Genomic DNA, 14,460 nt, shown 5'->3' with positions numbered 1-14,460 from the left:
CACCCACAGAATAGGAATTGTCATTATGGCTTTTGAGGCGTACTCGGTAGCCGTCAAGTTGTCGCTGATCAACCACGTCAGTGCCGGCATGCTTATGATCAGCAAAAGCCTCGCCACGACTGGCCAGGATGTCGACAAGCTCAATGCTAAGCTCGCATCGATCGGTAAGCAAGGCGCCATCGGGGGCCTCATGGTGGCCGGCGGGCTTGGGATTGCCGCGATGTTCAAGGCTCCGCTCGACGAGGCGAAGAAATTCCAGAACGAGGTTGAGCGCTTCCGCTCACTTGGCCTGGGCGACAAGGTGACCACTGACGCGGTGAAGTTCGCTAGCGGCATGGACACCTACGGCACCAGCATCCGCGAGAACCTCGGTCTTCTGCGGGATGCGCAAACCGTTTTCGGGGACTTCCAAGAAGCCAAGATGGTGGTTCCCCTGCTGTCCAAGATGAAGTTTGCCAACGCCGCACTGTATGGCGACGAAGGCGGCGCGATGAAAGATCGTGCCTTCATGGACATGCTAAAAGTCATCGAAATGCGTGGTGGTCTGGCCAGCCAAGAGGCCTTCACCAAGCAGGCTAACATGGTTCAGCAGGTTCAGACCGCAACAGGTGGCCGCGTCGGCGCCAATGAGTTCCTGAACTTCATCAAGACCGGTGGCGTGGCAGCCAAGGGAATCAAGGATGAGAACTTCTACTACGGCATGGAGCCGCTGATTCAGGAGATGGGCGGCTCACGGGTCGGTACAGGACTGATGTCGGCCTACCAGAACCTGGTGCAAGGACGTACTACGCAACGCGCGGCCAATGAGTTGATGCGCATCGGCATGCTTGACCCAGGGAAAGTCGATTACGACAAGGTCGGGAACATCAAGCAAATCAAGCCCGGCGCCGTTAGCGGCTCCGACATGATGGTGGCTGACCCGTTCAAATGGATGCAGTCGGTGATGCTGCCAGCCTTCGCCGCCAAGGGGATTACCGACAAGCAGGCGATCCTCAATGAAATCGGTGCGATCTTTACCAACCGCACGGCTTCTCAGCTCTATTCGACGATGTTCCTGCAGCAGGCCAACATCGAGAAGAACATGAAGCTGAACGCCGGCGCCGCGGGCATCGACGAGCTGACGAAAAACGCCAAGACTACGCTGGCCGGCAAGGAAATTGAGTTCGGCGCCAAGTGGAGAGACCTGATGCTCAACCTCGGCGCCGTGGTGTTGCCCCTGGCGATCAAAGCGCTCGACAAGCTGAACCCTGCTTTGAAAGATCTGGCTGGGTGGATGGACAAGAATCAGGGCGCAGTTAAAGGGATCACGTACGCGCTCCTGGGCCTTTCTGCAGCGCTCATCACTGGCGGCCTTATCAACCTGGTGCTGGCCGCTGGCCGCGGATTCTTGCTGCTCGGCAAAGCCTTGCTGTTCGTGTCTTCCGGCGCGCTTGCACCGCTGGTGCCGTGGATCGCGCGCATGGGGACTTACCTTGTGGTGTTCATCATGAACATCGGCAAGGCAGTAGCGTTCCTCGGTCGCGCACTGTTGATGAGCCCGATCGGCTTGGTCGTAACGGCTATTGCTCTGGCCGCGTTCCTCCTCTGGAACAACTGGAAGGAGATCAGTGCCTCGCTGAAGCTGATGTGGAATGACATGAAGACCGGATTCGTCAAGCTGTTCAATGGTGATATCGGCGGGGCCTTCAAGTCCTTCGCGCTCGTGTTCCTGACTGGCTGGCAGACGATCTTCAACACGCTGATCGCCGGCGCCAACCTGATCCTTCCCGCATCGATGCAGATCTCGAAGACGACCTTCGCCGATGATTTCAGGGGAAAGTCTCAGGCGCGCGAACCTTGGTCGCCTTTGGTGGCTCCGGTTCCGGGCAAGTCCGCCGGCAAGGAAGACCAGAACATCAATCTGTACCTGGACGGCAAGAAGCTGACGGACGTCGTGATTCAGCGTGCGGCCAAGGAAGCGGCCAAGCCACGGACCGGAACGCAGGGCTTCGACCCTACCCGCAGCATGCTGATGCCAGGAACTCCGAGCACAGCCTACCCGAGGTGATCAACGATGGGCTTTACGAGCTTCCTGGACAACTTCGCTCCGGGCGGGGATCCGTTTGCCACCCGATTGATCGTCGGCGATGTCGAGTTCACAGGCCTGGAGGTTCCAGAGGCGGTGACGATCGGCGCCAAACAGCGGTTGGTCGTACATAAGCTGGTGGGTGGCAAGCGCGTCGTCGATGTTTTGGGGCTGGATTACAAAAACATCAACTGGTCCGGCTGGATGACGGGCGCAACGGCCGGCGATCGAGTCACGGAGCTGGAAACGCTGCGCGATCTCGGCCAGCCGCTCACATTCAACATGGACGGCTATTACTTCAGCGTCCTGATTGAAGACTTCGAGGCGCGCTTCGAGCATGTCTACCGTCGCTACTACAGCATTGATTTGCTGGTCGTGGCGCGCCTGGATGCGCCGGTTACCGAAAACGCGCTGGCCGGCACGCTCGACGCGCTGATCAACAGCGACGTCGGAGAATCGCTTGGCCTGGCCAGCATCATCAATTCTGATGCGGTCACCAGCACGATTAATACCGTTAAGGACGCCGTTTCGCAGGTGCAAGGGTTCGCCAATGCCACCATCGACACCATCCAGACGGTGATTCGTCCGCTGGTGGCCGCTCAGGCCGTGGTGCAGTCGGTCATTGCTCAAGTGGGCGCGTCGGTCAACGACATCACCACGCTGGGCGGCCTGGTGCCGGGCAACCCGGTAGCGACCGCAGCCAGGAACGTACTGCGCCAAGGCGCTGCGCTGACCCAGCTGGCGCCGCTGTATCAGATGCAGAGCGTACTGGAGCGGATGCAGAAAAACGTTCTGGCCGGCCCGCTGGCTAACGGCACCTCCAGCGTCACCACCAGCAATTCCACGCTCCAGAAGGTGGCTGCCGACAGTTACGGCGACCAGTCACGCTGGACCGAGATCGCCGCCGCCAACAGCATCGTCGACCCTCAACTCGACGGCATCCAGACGATCAAAATCCCAGTAGGTGAATAAGTGGACCTGAATACAGCCGAGACAGAGCAAATCGTCCGGCAGGTAGCCGGCCGCCTGCTTCTCAATGGGGTTGAGGTGCCGTTTGTGTCCTGCGATATCGACAGTAACGCCTTCTACTCGGCGGACACCTTCGCGGTGCAGTTTGCGCGCGATGACATGCCGCCACCCTATAACACGGTGCAATGGTGGGGCGCGCAGACATCGATCGAGGTGTCCATTTCCATTGGGCTTATCGACAGCAATATCGAGGACTGGCGGACGCTGATTGTTGGCACGGTGGACCGCCTGAGCGTTCCGATGAGCCGTTTTGAGGTCAACCTTGACGGCCGCGACTACACCAGCAAGTTCATCGACACGAAGACCAACGAGAAATTCGCCAACATGACCACCAGCGAGGTCGCCACCCTGTTGGCGAACCGCCGCGGCCTGAAGCCTGTAGTGACGGCCACCGCCACGCAGGTGGGCGGGATCACCAAGTGGGATCACGCGCACTGCACGGATGAGCGCACCGAGTGGGACTTGCTGGCCTACTTCGCCGGGTTGGACGGATTTCAGGTCTACGTGATGGGCGACGAGCTGCACTACGAGCCGGCGCTTGATCCAGACACCACTGACCAATACCTGATTCGCTGGGTTGAGCCCGGCGAACTGGCTTACCCGCAGTGCAACACGTCCGACGACCTTACGTTTGAGCGCGACCTTACCCTGGCTCGCGGCGTGACGGTGCAGGTCCTGTCCTACAAGGACGGGAAAACCTACAAGGCGACCTACCCGAACAACTCGGCCAAGGGGATCTCACCAGGGCAGGCTGTTGCCAGGCGCCAGGTCTACGAGATCAAGCGCAACGGGCTCGACCAGTATGCCGCGCAGCAACTGGCGCAGAAGATTCACAAGCAGATCACCAATCACGAGATGCGCATGTACGGCTCTTTGCCGGGCGACAACTCGCTGATGCCGAACACCATCGTTCGCGTCGAAGGGACGGGCTCGGGCTTCGACCAGCTGTATTACGTCGATTCGGTTCGTCGCTCACTGAGCTTTGAATCGGGCTACACCATGAGCCTTTCGGCCAAGAACCATAACCCTAACTCAATGGTGCAGCCGTGATTGCAGACCTTGCCAATGCTATGCGGCAGCAGCAGTCGGATGACCTGACTGGCCCGCGCACCGGGACGATCACCAGCTATGACCCTGCAAACGGGGTGGTGAAGGTCGCCATTCAACCCGAAGGTCGAGAGACCAACTGGATGCCGCTCGACTGCCCTGGGGTCGGCAATGGCTGGGGGGTGCAGATCGGCCCGCAGATCGGCGACGAGGTGACCGTATCGTTCGACTCCTCAGACGCAAACCTCGGGAAAGTGATCTGCAGACACACAAATAGCCAGAGCCTGCCGATGCCCGTTCCCTCCGGTGAAATCTGGATGGTCCATCAGTCTGGGGCGTTGCTCAAGTTCAACACGGACGGCACCGTGTCGCTCCATTCGGAGGTTGCCATCAACTATGACGCCCCGGCGCACCACTTTACTGGTGGCCCCGTAACGATGGACCACACCCTCACCGTGACGGACAGCACAGGGATAGTGGTCACTGGAGGCGACGTCAAGGCCGACACGATCAGTTTGAAACTGCACAAAACCAGCCAAGTGCAATTTGGCACCGGGACATCAGGAGTGCCTGTGCCATGAAAGATTTGAATCACTACGTCGGCGACGACCTTTCGTTGTCGCCGACCGGCAGCCTCTCACCTGTCGAGGGCATGGAGCGCGGCAAGCAGCGCATCCTTCGGCGACTGATCACCAACCCGGGCGACTACATTTTTCACCCGGAATATGGCGCAGGCCTGGGCCGATACGTTGGCGCGCTGACGAACATTCCCGAGATCATCTCCCTGATCCGCGGCCAGATCCTGCTGGAAGACTGCGTGATGAAAAAGCCCGCCCCGGTCATTTCTGTCACACCGTCGAATGAAACCCTCTCCGTCAATATCAGCTACACCGACTCTGCCTCAGGCGAGCCGGTGACGCTCTCGTTTGAGGTAAATCGCTGATATGGCATCGCTAAATATCAAGGACTTCACCACGCTGGTTCGGGACCAGGTGACGGCCATCCAAGGCCGCGCCGCCGGGCTCGTCGATTTCACCATTGGCTCTTTGTTGCGGGCTATTACAGAAAGCAACGCCAGTATTCTCCAGTGGCTGCAGCAGCTGATCGTCACGCTGCTGGCTACCACCAGAGCATCTACGTCTTCTGGCGCTGATCTTGACAGATGGATGGCTGACTTCGGCTTTTACCGGCTCTCGGCAAGCTTTGCGACAGGCAGCGTCACCTACTCTCGGTTTACCCCGACCAATCCGGCGCTGATTCCTATCGGCGCCCTGGTCGGCTCGACTGATGGCTCGCAGCAGTTTTCGGTAACGATAGACACCACCAACGTGCTGTACAACGCCACGCTGGGCGGCTATCTGATCCCGGGCGGAACGGCATCGGCGACGGTGCCCGTAATCGCCAGCACTGCAGGCGCTGCGGGTAACGCGCTGGTCGGGACTGTCACGGTGATCGTCGGCAGCATCCCGGGCATCGACACTGTCACAAACACGACCGTGTTCGCCAATGGCGTTGATCCTGAGACGGATGAAGCCTTCCGCGCACGCTTTGTGTTGTGGGTTCAGTCCTTGTCGAAGGCCACCAAGGCCGCCATCGGCTTTGCGCTGTCCTCGATGCAGCAGGGCGTCTCCTACACCTTGACTGAGAACCAGGATTACAGCGGTAACACGCTGTACGGTTACTTCTACGCCGTGGTTGACGATGGCAGCGGGGCGCCTTCCGGGGCGTTTCTGGTGTCCGCTGCGGCCGCCATCGAATCGGTTCGCGGGTTCACTACCCGATACGGTGTGTTCGCCCCCGTTCTGGTGACGGCCAACGTTGCGATGACCATCACCACCGACCCATCGGTGACGCACAGCGTTGTCGTGGCGCAGGTTACCACGGCGATCCAGGCTTACATTTCCAGCCTCAAGCTGGGCCAGATCCTGCCCTATACGCAACTTGCGGCCATTGCATACGCGGTGACGCCTGCCATCACCAACGTTTCCGGTGTTCTGCTCAATGGCGGCATCGCGGATGTCGGTGCAACCAATAAACAGGTCATCCGACCCGGCACAGTAGCGGTGGCTTAAATGAGCGTTGGCGACCAAACGGACATGTTCGGCCGGCTGAAGAGCCTTTTGCCTCCAGGCTGGTTCGGCGACAACAACCCCGTCAGAGACGCGCTGCTGTGGGGCTATGCCCAAGCGCTCTCCTGGGGTTTCACCCTCTACCTGTACGCCAAGAACCAGACGCGGATCAAGACGGCTACCGACGGCTGGCTTGATTTGATCGGGCTGGATTTCTTCGGAAACAACCTGTTGCGCTACGCCACGCAGCTCGACCAGAGCTATCGAAACCGGATTCTGATCAACATTTTCCGTGAGCGGGCAACACGCCGAAGCATCGACCAAGTCCTGTTCGATCTGACCGGGCGGCACCCATTGATTATTGAGCCGGCCAAGCCAGACGACTGCGGTTGTCTTGGCATCACGCTCGGGCTCGGTGTGGCGGGGCCTGTCGGCTCTATCAGCTGTCCCTATCAGGCGTTTGTCACTGCCTACAGGCCAAGCGGCAGCGGCGCGGCGAACTGGCCGGGGCTAGCCACCAATTGGTTCGGGCTCTCGCAGACCAGCGCCCTGGTCCCGGCCTCACAACTGTTCGCCGATGTATCCGACGCCGATATCGTCGCCGCCATTGAAGCCACCAAGATGTATGGCTCCACGGTCTGGTATCGAATCACCAGCTGATTTCACTCATTCAACTCTATGCCCGCCTTGAGCGGGCTTTTTATTGGGGATTCCATGGACAGACAGATCGTTTACCCGGGCCAGATTCTGCCGGAAACCAGCCTGCTCCAGATGGCAAAAGACGCCATGATCGGTGTGGCAAAACTTTCCGCGGCAGTTCTCGGCACCAGCACCATGGCCAACGGGTTCGCCGTTACGCCCACTGGTCCGGCTTCGCTGCAAGTGATTTGTGCTCCTGGCGAGATTTACAGCCTGACCAGCATTGACGCACTGGCGTTCTCTACGCTCCCCGCGGACACCACACACTCGATCATGAAGCAGGGTATCCTGCTCGATGGCGTGACGCTGAGCTGCCCAGCCCCGGGCACCACTGGCCAATCCATCAACTATCTGGTGCAAGTGACCTATCAGGACACCGACTCCACGCCAGTGCTCTTGCCGTATTACAACAGCGCCAACCCTGCCATGCCTTATAGCGGTATGGGTAACAATGGCCTGACGCAGAACACCAACCGGAAGGGCGCAGCAGTTGTGGCAGTGAAGGCTGGTGCCTCGGCCGTCACTGGCAGCCAAGTTACCCCGGCTCCTGACGCTGGCTACATTGGCCTCTATGTCGTGACTGTGGCCTTTGGCCAAACGACCATCACTGCGGGCAACATCGCCCAGTACAGTGGCGCACCGCTGCTGCCCGCGGGCCTGCTGCAGTCGATGCAGTCCGGTCAGACGCTGAACGCCAATGACATTGGCACCGCCAACACCTACGCCGCCAACTTCACGCCGGCTATCACCTCGCTCACTGACAAGATGCGTGTTTGCATCAAGGTCGCAAACGCCAACACTGCGGCCAGCACCTTCACGCCGGCCCCTGGCGTAATTGCCGCCGCTCCGATTGTCGGCGCTGCTCATGCTGCGCTTCAAGGCGGGGAGATGGTTGCGACTGGCGATGCATGGCTGCAGTGGAATAGCTCGGTCGGCGCCGGCTCCTGGGTGTTGACTGATGCCACTGGCGGTGGCGCTCAAGTGGCAACTGCCACGAAAAGCCAGCACGCCGTACCGCTTGGCCAGGCCCAAACCTTGGTGGCGGCCGGGCCGACTCTGCAGGGTCTCTTCAAGAACTTGGTGCTGTCTACCACAGGTCTCAGCGCCGTAGTCACCGTCTCTGCCGACGAGCTGGTGGTCGAGAACAGCTCGAACCAATATCAAACGCTGCGCGGCATCAGCATTGCCCCAAGCTTCGCCAATGCCGGCGCAAACGGCCTTGACGTCGGCGCGGGCAGCTCTCAGACCGTACTGACGTGGTACTACGTCTGGGTCATCTGGAACGGCACTACAACGGCAGGGCTGCTCTCGCTGTCGTCAACTGCTCCTACGCTTCCTTCTGGCTACACGCATAAAGCCAGGGTTGGCGCAGTGCGCACGGACAACACCGGTAGCAAGTTCCCGTTCAGCATCATTCAGTACGGCCGCCGCGCGCGGTACAAGGTGGCGCCGGGGTCGAACACCACTATATTGCCTGTCGTGGCCGCCGGCGTTCAGGGGACGATCGGTGTTACGGCTGTAATTGTTAACAGTGTAGCTCTCCCCGTACCCCCGACAGCAGCGAGCATCACTGTTTCTATGTTTGTACTTAGTGGAACCATACAGATTTCGCCAAACTCAAATGTTTCCGTTGGCGCTGGTTCTCCGGCAGTTACATCAAGTTCTTCGGGTGGGAACGTGGTGTTGCTTGCTGACATCATGTTCGAAACACCGGCAATTTATTACGCTGGCAACGTAGCGGCGGCTAGCTGTACCGCAAGTTGCGCAGGATGGGAGGACACTATATGAGTGCGCCAGGATATGCCGTAAGAAAGGACAAGCTTGGTTTCCGATGCGTTGAAAATGAAAGTGGAGTTAGTGATAACGAGGTTTTTTCGAAAGAACCGCCAGATTTTGCAACCGTACAAACTAAAGGTGAGGTACAAGCCAGGCGCAGGGCAGCATATTCTCTCGAATCGGACCCGATAAAAAACGAAGCCGATTATGATGCCCAGGCTGCAGGCCTGGAACCAGACTACGCAGAATGGATATTGGCAGTGTCCGCAATCAAGGCCAGATACCCACTCCCTGCGTGACCTATGTGGCCAAGGATGGCGTAATTTATGTGGCGGGCGCGGGGTATTTTCCAGATTTCAAGTGCCTGCCAAGACTCATAACCGGCGCCTCGACAAACTTGAAGAAAAAGTATGTAAACAAAATAAGCGCAGGAAGTGTAACCAAGAGCAGCAAGGCTAACTGTTTGCTTTGTGTTGTTATTCCAAGGCGCGGCGCAATTACTTGAAGTGAGAAGTCCGCAAAAATGCCATGGAACATATACAGAGAATAAGACAGAACTCCAGCTGTATATAAGATTTTTTTGGAAAACTCGTTTATTTTAAATTCAGTGTTCAGCACTGCAAAACAACACGCTGCACACGCGGCGGTGAACGCTAGCCGAGTCCAGCCATAAATAATATTTATTTGGTTTCCCGATGCTGGGTAAAAACAGAAGACCGCTATTGATGCAAAAAGTATTAGTGTATTAGATCTGTTACCCATTAGTTTATGGGTTGTGCTCACCCATGCGATTGCCACCCCCGCGAAAAACAGAAATGCCTGATTCATCGGATCAATGTACGTATACCACTGATCACCAAAATCTAACGATGGGGTTAACTTGATAAATGCGAAATACCAATAGATAGAAAAGCTCAACAATAAAGATATGATCATTAGTGTCGGTCTGAACCTTGGTAACATCATGACTAATGGGAAAAATGCATAAAAAACCATCTCATTTCCGATTGACCATCCGCCTGTAGTTAAATAGTCTCCAGGCTTGGTGAATCCGAAACTTAGAGTGAAGTTCGAGATGATTTTGTCATCAGTGATCTCGAAGGATGGAGACATAACAGATACCATCCAAATCAACAGCGTACAGGCTACCCAGAAGGCTGGGATAAGTCGAAGGTAGCGCTTTGCCACAAAGTAAAAAATGTCGATAACGCCCCATGTTGAACTTTTGTATGCGATAAAAAGCGACATCCCGCTAACGATGTAAAATGTCGACACCCCATATATACCAAGTCTCCCAATTACAGAAGAAGGGTCGGGAACACCAATAGTCCAACTCATAAAATGATAAAGCAAAACGGAAAGCGCCATTAATCCGCGCAGGTAATCGATAGAGTGGATTCGATGCATATTCACATCCTTGTTCAGCCAGGGTTATTTATGACGCTGGTCTTATGTGGCTGGCAATAAAACGTATGATACCTGATTGACGTTTGCTCTTCCTTCCTAAATACGAACCAACATTCGCGCCTCGCTATCCGCGTAATGCGAATTTATCACGCCCGGAGAAAATCATGCTCGACATCTGCAAGGCGCTCGTCCAGTGGGTCTTCCTGCTGGTGTCGAACCTGATTCTTGATCTGCTGGGGTTGTTTGTGGTGGCTGCGGCGATCCCGTTCCGCGTGCCTGGCGTCAGTGGCAGCGATGGGCGCCCGATAGTCAACCTGCCAAATTGGGTATGGCTGTTCGGCAACGACTACGACGGCCTGCTAGGCGACAAGCGCGGCTGGTGGGCGGCCAATACGCCCTTCGGCTGGCCGGTCGACTCGTTCAAGGCGATGTGGTGGTGGGCTGCCGTGCGCAACCCGGTCAACAACATGCGCTTCGTCAAGTTGTGGCAGGCGCCGATCAAGGGCAGCACGATCACTTACCGCGGCGACTACACCGTCGAGGACAGCCCGGGCCAAGCCGGTTGGCAGTTCGTCAACGTCGAGAACGGCGGAAAGCACTGGTACGGCTTCTATTGGGTTCACCAGTGGAGCGCGGAACACGCTTTCGTTGTGCGCTTCGGCTTCAAGGTCAAGCCAAGCCATGCGGGAACGACCGAAGAGCCCAAGGGCATGACCACCAAAATCAATTTCTACAAGGCGATCTGACATGCCAATCACCGCTCAGCAGTTGCTGCAGATCCTCCCGAACGCCGGCAAACAAGCCGGCGTTTTTGCGTCTGCGCTGAATTTGGCCATGGATCGCTTCCAGATCAACACCCGTTTGCGTATGGCGGCGTTCATTGCCCAAGTGGGTCATGAGTCTGGCCAGTTCCGCTATGTACGTGAGCTCGGCGGCGACCAGTACCTGAGCAAGTACGACATCGGCCCATTGGCCAAGCGCTTGGGCAACACGCCCGAGGCGGACGGGGACGGGCAGAAGTACCGTGGCAGGGGCCTGATTCAGATTACCGGGCACGACAACTATCTGGCATGCAGCAAGGCACTTTTCGGCGACGACCGTCTGTTGCGCACGCCTGAACTCCTCGAACAGGCGGAGTGGGCGTGTAAGTCTGCGGCGTGGTTCTGGAACTCGCGCAATCTGAATGCTTTGGCTGACTCCGGATCCTTCGAGATGATCACCCGGCGCATCAACGGTGGGGTCAATGGTCTGGCTGAGCGATTGGCCTTCTATAACGTAGCTCTGAAGGTACTGGCATGAACGCACTCCTGCTGAAGATCCTTCCTTATATAGCTGCGGTGCTGTTGGTTCTGGGCGCTCTGTATGGGGCCTACCGCCACGGCGTGAGCGTCACAAGCGCGACATGGCAGTCGCAATGGAGCGCACGCGATACGCGGGACGCACAAGCCAGGGAGGTAAACGAGGCCGCCGAGCGCACAAAGGAGCAGGCCTATCAACAGTCAATCAACAAGGCGATCCAGAATGGCCAACAGATCATTGATCAAGTCACTGCCGATGCTGTCACTGCTCGCGCTTCTGCTGACAGCCTGCGCGGGACAGCCGACGCCCTTGCCGCTCGACTCGCAGCCAGTCAGGCCAGCGGCCATTCCTGCACTGCCGCCACAAGCGCAGCAGCTACTCGTGCCATCATGGTGTTTGCCGACGTGTTCAAGCGCGCTGATGAAAGAGCGGGAGATTTGGCGATCTATGCTGATCAAAGCCACGGACGCGGAGTGACCTGTGAACAGGCCTTCGACGGGCTCGGGCACTAGGTGTTTTTTGGCGTCACTAGATCGGCCCATTCCTGCATCATCTCTCTGCGCTGCTCCAGATAGGTGGCGTGGTTGTAGACGTCGCGAATGAAGCTGCTGTCGGCGTGGGCCAGTTGCCGTTCGATCCAATCGCGGTTGTGACCGCGCCCGTTCATTTCTGTGGAGAATAGGTGCCGAAACCCGTGAGGTGACTGTTTTCCTGTGAGTCCGCATGCGTCCATTACGTTATTCGCGTAGTTGGTGCCGATCGGCGATGTTGAGTCGCTGCGATTAGTAAAGACGTAGCGCAAGTGCCCCGTGATGGGCAGCATACTTTTGAGCAGGTCCACAGCTTGGCGCGACAGAGGAACTGAATGGTCCCTGCGCATTTTCATCTTAGCGGCCGGCGTGGTCCACGTTGCGGCATCAAGATCGATCTCCGACCACTCAGCATGCCTGACTTCACCTGGTCGCGAAGCGGTGTAGATCATCAGCATCAGAGCCGCACGTAACTGTATGCCTGATGAGCACGCCTGGATGGCGGCCATGGTCTTGGGCATCTCGCTGAAGGGTAAGAACGGGTGCGGCTTGTGCTGCCCCATCTTTTCCGTAACGGCGTGCATCTCGGCGGTCGGGTTGACGTCGAGCAGTCCGATGGCGATGGCGTAGCTGAACACTTGTCCGGTCCGTTGCCGGGCTTTGACGGCTGTGGCGACCGATCCGCGTTTCTCAATGCGCCGGATCAAGGTGATCACGTCAGCGCGCTTGATGGAGTCAATCTGCCTTGTGCCGAACGCTGGCAACACGTCCAGTTCCATCAGGTTGCTGATGATCCGGTATGTCCCGGGCGAGATACTCCCCTTTCTGAATGCCAGCCACTCGTCATACACACGACGGAAGGTTCGCCCTCCGGCCTCGATCATCTCGGCCTTCTTTTCCCTTCTTGAATTGCGCGGGTCTATCCCTGTTGCGATGTCCTCCCTTGCCGCGTCTCTACGAGCGCGCGCTTCCTTTAGGCCGGTGTCCGGGTATGTCCCGAACGAAATACGCGCCTGCTTCCCTAACCAAGTAAAACGAAAATGCCAACTCTTAATGCCGCTTGTCGCTATGTAGAGGGAAAGCCCAAGTGAGTCTGGAAGCGTGTAAGCCTTGCCCTTTGGCTTTGCCTGCCTGGCTGCGGTGTCCGAGATCGCCACTAGTACATCCTCTGATTTTTGTTCTCAATGTACTGGATGATGTACTAAGTCGCAGGCGCTGTGAAGGTTCGGCACGGTACGCGGTGATACTGGAACGCTGCTGTATACGGGGATTTTAGAGGGTTTGAGATACGGTGGGGTTTTCGGCGGGAATCTACCGTGGAATCTTTGAAGATTTCCACAGGTGTTTTCAGCTCTGTCAGGTGGCGATCGCCGCGGCGATGTGGGCAGGCGGCGAGTTTAACAGCTTGTCCTGACTAAAGGGTCAGCAAGCGCTCGCCGAGGCGACCGTTGGCGGCCAGTTCAAGGAACTCGTCCCCCAGCCGGCGGCTTTCATCCATTGCGGCGCGCCAGTATCGCTGCCGGCTCGGCGCATCGCCCATGAAGCGCTTGAAGTCGTTTCGGTCCGGCAGTTTGCCGAAGGGCAGGCGGGCGAGGTATTCCTTCGACGGCGCCAGCAGCAGGACATCCTGCAAGCGCGTGGTGCAGGCGCGGCGCCAGGGCAGGGTCTTGTCGAACCAGCCGGGGATGACCCGGTCGGTGAAATGCGGGTAGAGCACAATGTCATCGCCGCTGTAGGGCAGGTCGAGGTGATAATCCAGCAGACCGCCGTCGCGGAAGGTCCCGGCACCGGCGCCCGGCAGATCGCGCACGCCTTCCATCACCATCGGGATCGAGCCTGAGGCGAGCAGGGCCTGGCGCAGGTTGCCGGCGCTCAGTGCGACGAAGCGCGACGGAAAATCATCCAGCGCATTGAGCGGCGGCGCCAGGCGCGGGTCGTGGATGATCAGCCGTTCGAAGTGCCGTGACAGCCGCGCGCGGCCACGCAGGTTATCGGCGATCACTGACGACAGACCCAAGCCGAGACGCCCGCGATGATCGTCGGCGAGCAGGCCGTGGCTTTTGACTACCATGATGTTCAGTCGGTAATGCGCGTTGTCGAGGATCGAGGCGTCGCGGCCATCGAGCAGTTCGTCGAGCATGCGCCGGGAGCTTTGGCTGATCTGCGCCATGGTCACGCCTTTGGCGAAATCCTGCTCGGTGTAGAGATGGCCGAGGCGGCGGAGGCCTTCGGCGGCGTCCGGCAGGCAGGCGCTGGCGAAGCGCCAGGAACCCACCGAGGCGCCGATCAGCGAACGCTCGCGGGGCGCGGCGGGCAGCCACTCACCGAACAGCGCCAGGTCCAGACCTTGAATCCCCAACGCTTTCGGCCCACCGGCGGCACCCGGCAGCGTGCCGACGTCGGCGGCGTTCAGGCCGTTGTCACGGATGCGTGCAAACGCCCGCGGGCCGGCCTTGAGGGTCAGGGAGGGGAACTTGATGTGGATGGCGGTCATACCGGTCTCGATGTCTGGCAGGCGGGCGGATTATAAACAGACGGG

At 58.2% G+C, this 14,460-nt stretch carries 15 protein-coding genes; 12 read left to right on the top strand and 3 right to left on the bottom strand.

Going from position 1 to position 14,460, the window contains the following annotated elements:
* Positions 1 to 25: 25 nt before the first annotated feature.
* Genes NTD84_RS03090 through NTD84_RS03050 form a run of 9 tightly spaced genes read left to right on the top strand, consistent with a single transcriptional unit; the run spans position 26 to position 8,984 of the window.
* Entirely contained in the window at positions 26 to 2,047 is a 2,022-nt protein-coding gene (locus NTD84_RS03090; protein WP_262163496.1) for a hypothetical protein, read from the top strand.
* A 6-nt stretch (positions 2,048 to 2,053) separates the two neighbouring features.
* Positions 2,054 to 3,037 (top strand): hypothetical protein, encoded by a 984-nt coding sequence (locus NTD84_RS03085; protein ID WP_262163494.1) that lies wholly within the window; start codon positions 2,054 to 2,056, stop codon positions 3,035 to 3,037.
* Complete coding sequence (locus NTD84_RS03080; RefSeq protein WP_262163493.1) at positions 3,038 to 4,144, top strand: rhs element Vgr protein; 1,107 nt, start codon at positions 3,038 to 3,040, stop codon at positions 4,142 to 4,144.
* The gene (locus tag NTD84_RS03075; RefSeq protein WP_262163492.1) at positions 4,141 to 4,722 is read left to right on the top strand and encodes a phage baseplate assembly protein V; all 582 of its coding nucleotides are present in this window, start codon (positions 4,141 to 4,143) and stop codon (positions 4,720 to 4,722) included. Before NTD84_RS03080 ends, NTD84_RS03075 begins: the two co-directional genes overlap by 4 nt.
* A complete protein-coding gene (locus NTD84_RS03070; RefSeq protein WP_262163490.1) occupies positions 4,719 to 5,084 on the top strand; it encodes a phage tail protein in 366 nt (121 codons plus the stop codon). Before NTD84_RS03075 ends, NTD84_RS03070 begins: the two co-directional genes overlap by 4 nt.
* Before the next feature lies 1 nt (position 5,085).
* Complete coding sequence (locus NTD84_RS03065; protein ID WP_262163488.1) at positions 5,086 to 6,213, top strand: baseplate J/gp47 family protein; 1,128 nt, start codon at positions 5,086 to 5,088, stop codon at positions 6,211 to 6,213.
* Positions 6,214 to 6,870, top strand: a complete 657-nt coding sequence (locus NTD84_RS03060) for a hypothetical protein (RefSeq protein WP_262163485.1) — start codon at positions 6,214 to 6,216, stop codon at positions 6,868 to 6,870.
* 54 nt (positions 6,871 to 6,924) lie between these two features.
* Positions 6,925 to 8,697: a hypothetical protein gene (locus tag NTD84_RS03055; RefSeq protein WP_262163484.1), complete on the top strand. Its 1,773-nt coding sequence runs from the start codon at positions 6,925 to 6,927 to the stop codon at positions 8,695 to 8,697.
* Positions 8,694 to 8,984 (top strand): hypothetical protein, encoded by a 291-nt coding sequence (locus NTD84_RS03050; protein WP_262163483.1) that lies wholly within the window; start codon positions 8,694 to 8,696, stop codon positions 8,982 to 8,984. The genes NTD84_RS03055 and NTD84_RS03050 overlap by 4 nt, the downstream gene beginning before the upstream one ends.
* 25 nt (positions 8,985 to 9,009) lie before the next feature.
* On the opposite strand, the gene NTD84_RS03045 is transcribed toward NTD84_RS03050, so the two are convergent.
* Complete coding sequence (locus NTD84_RS03045; protein ID WP_262163482.1) at positions 9,010 to 10,092, bottom strand: acyltransferase family protein; 1,083 nt, start codon at positions 10,090 to 10,092, stop codon at positions 9,010 to 9,012.
* 164 nt (positions 10,093 to 10,256) lie between these two features.
* Here NTD84_RS03045 and NTD84_RS03040 point away from each other — a divergent pair, with 164 nt between their 5' ends.
* The 3 genes from NTD84_RS03040 to NTD84_RS03030 are packed head-to-tail and all read left to right on the top strand — an operon-like array spanning position 10,257 to position 11,903.
* Positions 10,257 to 10,838, top strand: coding sequence for a hypothetical protein (locus NTD84_RS03040; RefSeq protein WP_262163481.1), 582 nt, complete (start codon positions 10,257 to 10,259; stop codon positions 10,836 to 10,838).
* Position 10,839: 1 nt separating this feature from the next.
* Positions 10,840 to 11,391, top strand: a complete 552-nt coding sequence (locus NTD84_RS03035; RefSeq protein ID WP_262163480.1) for a glycoside hydrolase family 19 protein — start codon at positions 10,840 to 10,842, stop codon at positions 11,389 to 11,391.
* Positions 11,388 to 11,903 (top strand): DUF2514 domain-containing protein, encoded by a 516-nt coding sequence (locus NTD84_RS03030; protein ID WP_262163478.1) that lies wholly within the window; start codon positions 11,388 to 11,390, stop codon positions 11,901 to 11,903. Before NTD84_RS03035 ends, NTD84_RS03030 begins: the two co-directional genes overlap by 4 nt.
* Here the strand turns inward: NTD84_RS03030 and NTD84_RS03025 are convergent.
* Entirely contained in the window at positions 11,900 to 13,078 is a 1,179-nt protein-coding gene (locus NTD84_RS03025; protein WP_262163477.1) for a tyrosine-type recombinase/integrase, read from the bottom strand. The genes NTD84_RS03030 and NTD84_RS03025 overlap by 4 nt on opposite strands.
* A 257-nt stretch (positions 13,079 to 13,335) precedes the next feature.
* Positions 13,336 to 14,415 (bottom strand): patatin-like phospholipase family protein, encoded by a 1,080-nt coding sequence (locus tag NTD84_RS03020; protein ID WP_262163475.1) that lies wholly within the window; start codon positions 14,413 to 14,415, stop codon positions 13,336 to 13,338.
* Between the last annotated feature and the right edge of the window lie 45 nt (positions 14,416 to 14,460).

It is taken from the genome of Pseudomonas sp. 14P_8.1_Bac3, from assembly GCF_025466085.1.
Taxonomy (GTDB): domain Bacteria; phylum Pseudomonadota; class Gammaproteobacteria; order Pseudomonadales; family Pseudomonadaceae; genus Aquipseudomonas.
This window is presented reverse-complemented; position numbering and strand designations above follow the sequence as displayed.

What these genes read in the sequence shown, in the direction of transcription:
- NTD84_RS03090 (WP_262163496.1), top strand. Translation starts at nt 26, where the DNA reads ATGGCTTTTGAGGCGTACTCGGTAGCCGTCAAGTTGTCGCTGATCAAC.
- NTD84_RS03085 (WP_262163494.1), top strand. Translation starts at nt 2,054, where the DNA reads ATGGGCTTTACGAGCTTCCTGGACAACTTCGCTCCGGGCGGGGATCCG.
- NTD84_RS03070 (WP_262163490.1), top strand. Translation starts at nt 4,719, where the DNA reads ATGAAAGATTTGAATCACTACGTCGGCGACGACCTTTCGTTGTCGCCG.
- NTD84_RS03065 (WP_262163488.1), top strand. Translation starts at nt 5,086, where the DNA reads ATGGCATCGCTAAATATCAAGGACTTCACCACGCTGGTTCGGGACCAG.
- NTD84_RS03060 (WP_262163485.1), top strand. Translation starts at nt 6,214, where the DNA reads ATGAGCGTTGGCGACCAAACGGACATGTTCGGCCGGCTGAAGAGCCTT.
- NTD84_RS03055 (WP_262163484.1), top strand. Translation starts at nt 6,925, where the DNA reads ATGGACAGACAGATCGTTTACCCGGGCCAGATTCTGCCGGAAACCAGC.
- NTD84_RS03050 (WP_262163483.1), top strand. Translation starts at nt 8,694, where the DNA reads ATGAGTGCGCCAGGATATGCCGTAAGAAAGGACAAGCTTGGTTTCCGA.
- NTD84_RS03045 (WP_262163482.1), bottom strand. Translation starts at nt 10,092, where the DNA reads ATGCATCGAATCCACTCTATCGATTACCTGCGCGGATTAATGGCGCTT.
- NTD84_RS03040 (WP_262163481.1), top strand. Translation starts at nt 10,257, where the DNA reads ATGCTCGACATCTGCAAGGCGCTCGTCCAGTGGGTCTTCCTGCTGGTG.
- NTD84_RS03035 (WP_262163480.1), top strand. Translation starts at nt 10,840, where the DNA reads ATGCCAATCACCGCTCAGCAGTTGCTGCAGATCCTCCCGAACGCCGGC.
- NTD84_RS03030 (WP_262163478.1), top strand. Translation starts at nt 11,388, where the DNA reads ATGAACGCACTCCTGCTGAAGATCCTTCCTTATATAGCTGCGGTGCTG.
- NTD84_RS03020 (WP_262163475.1), bottom strand. Translation starts at nt 14,415, where the DNA reads ATGACCGCCATCCACATCAAGTTCCCCTCCCTGACCCTCAAGGCCGGC.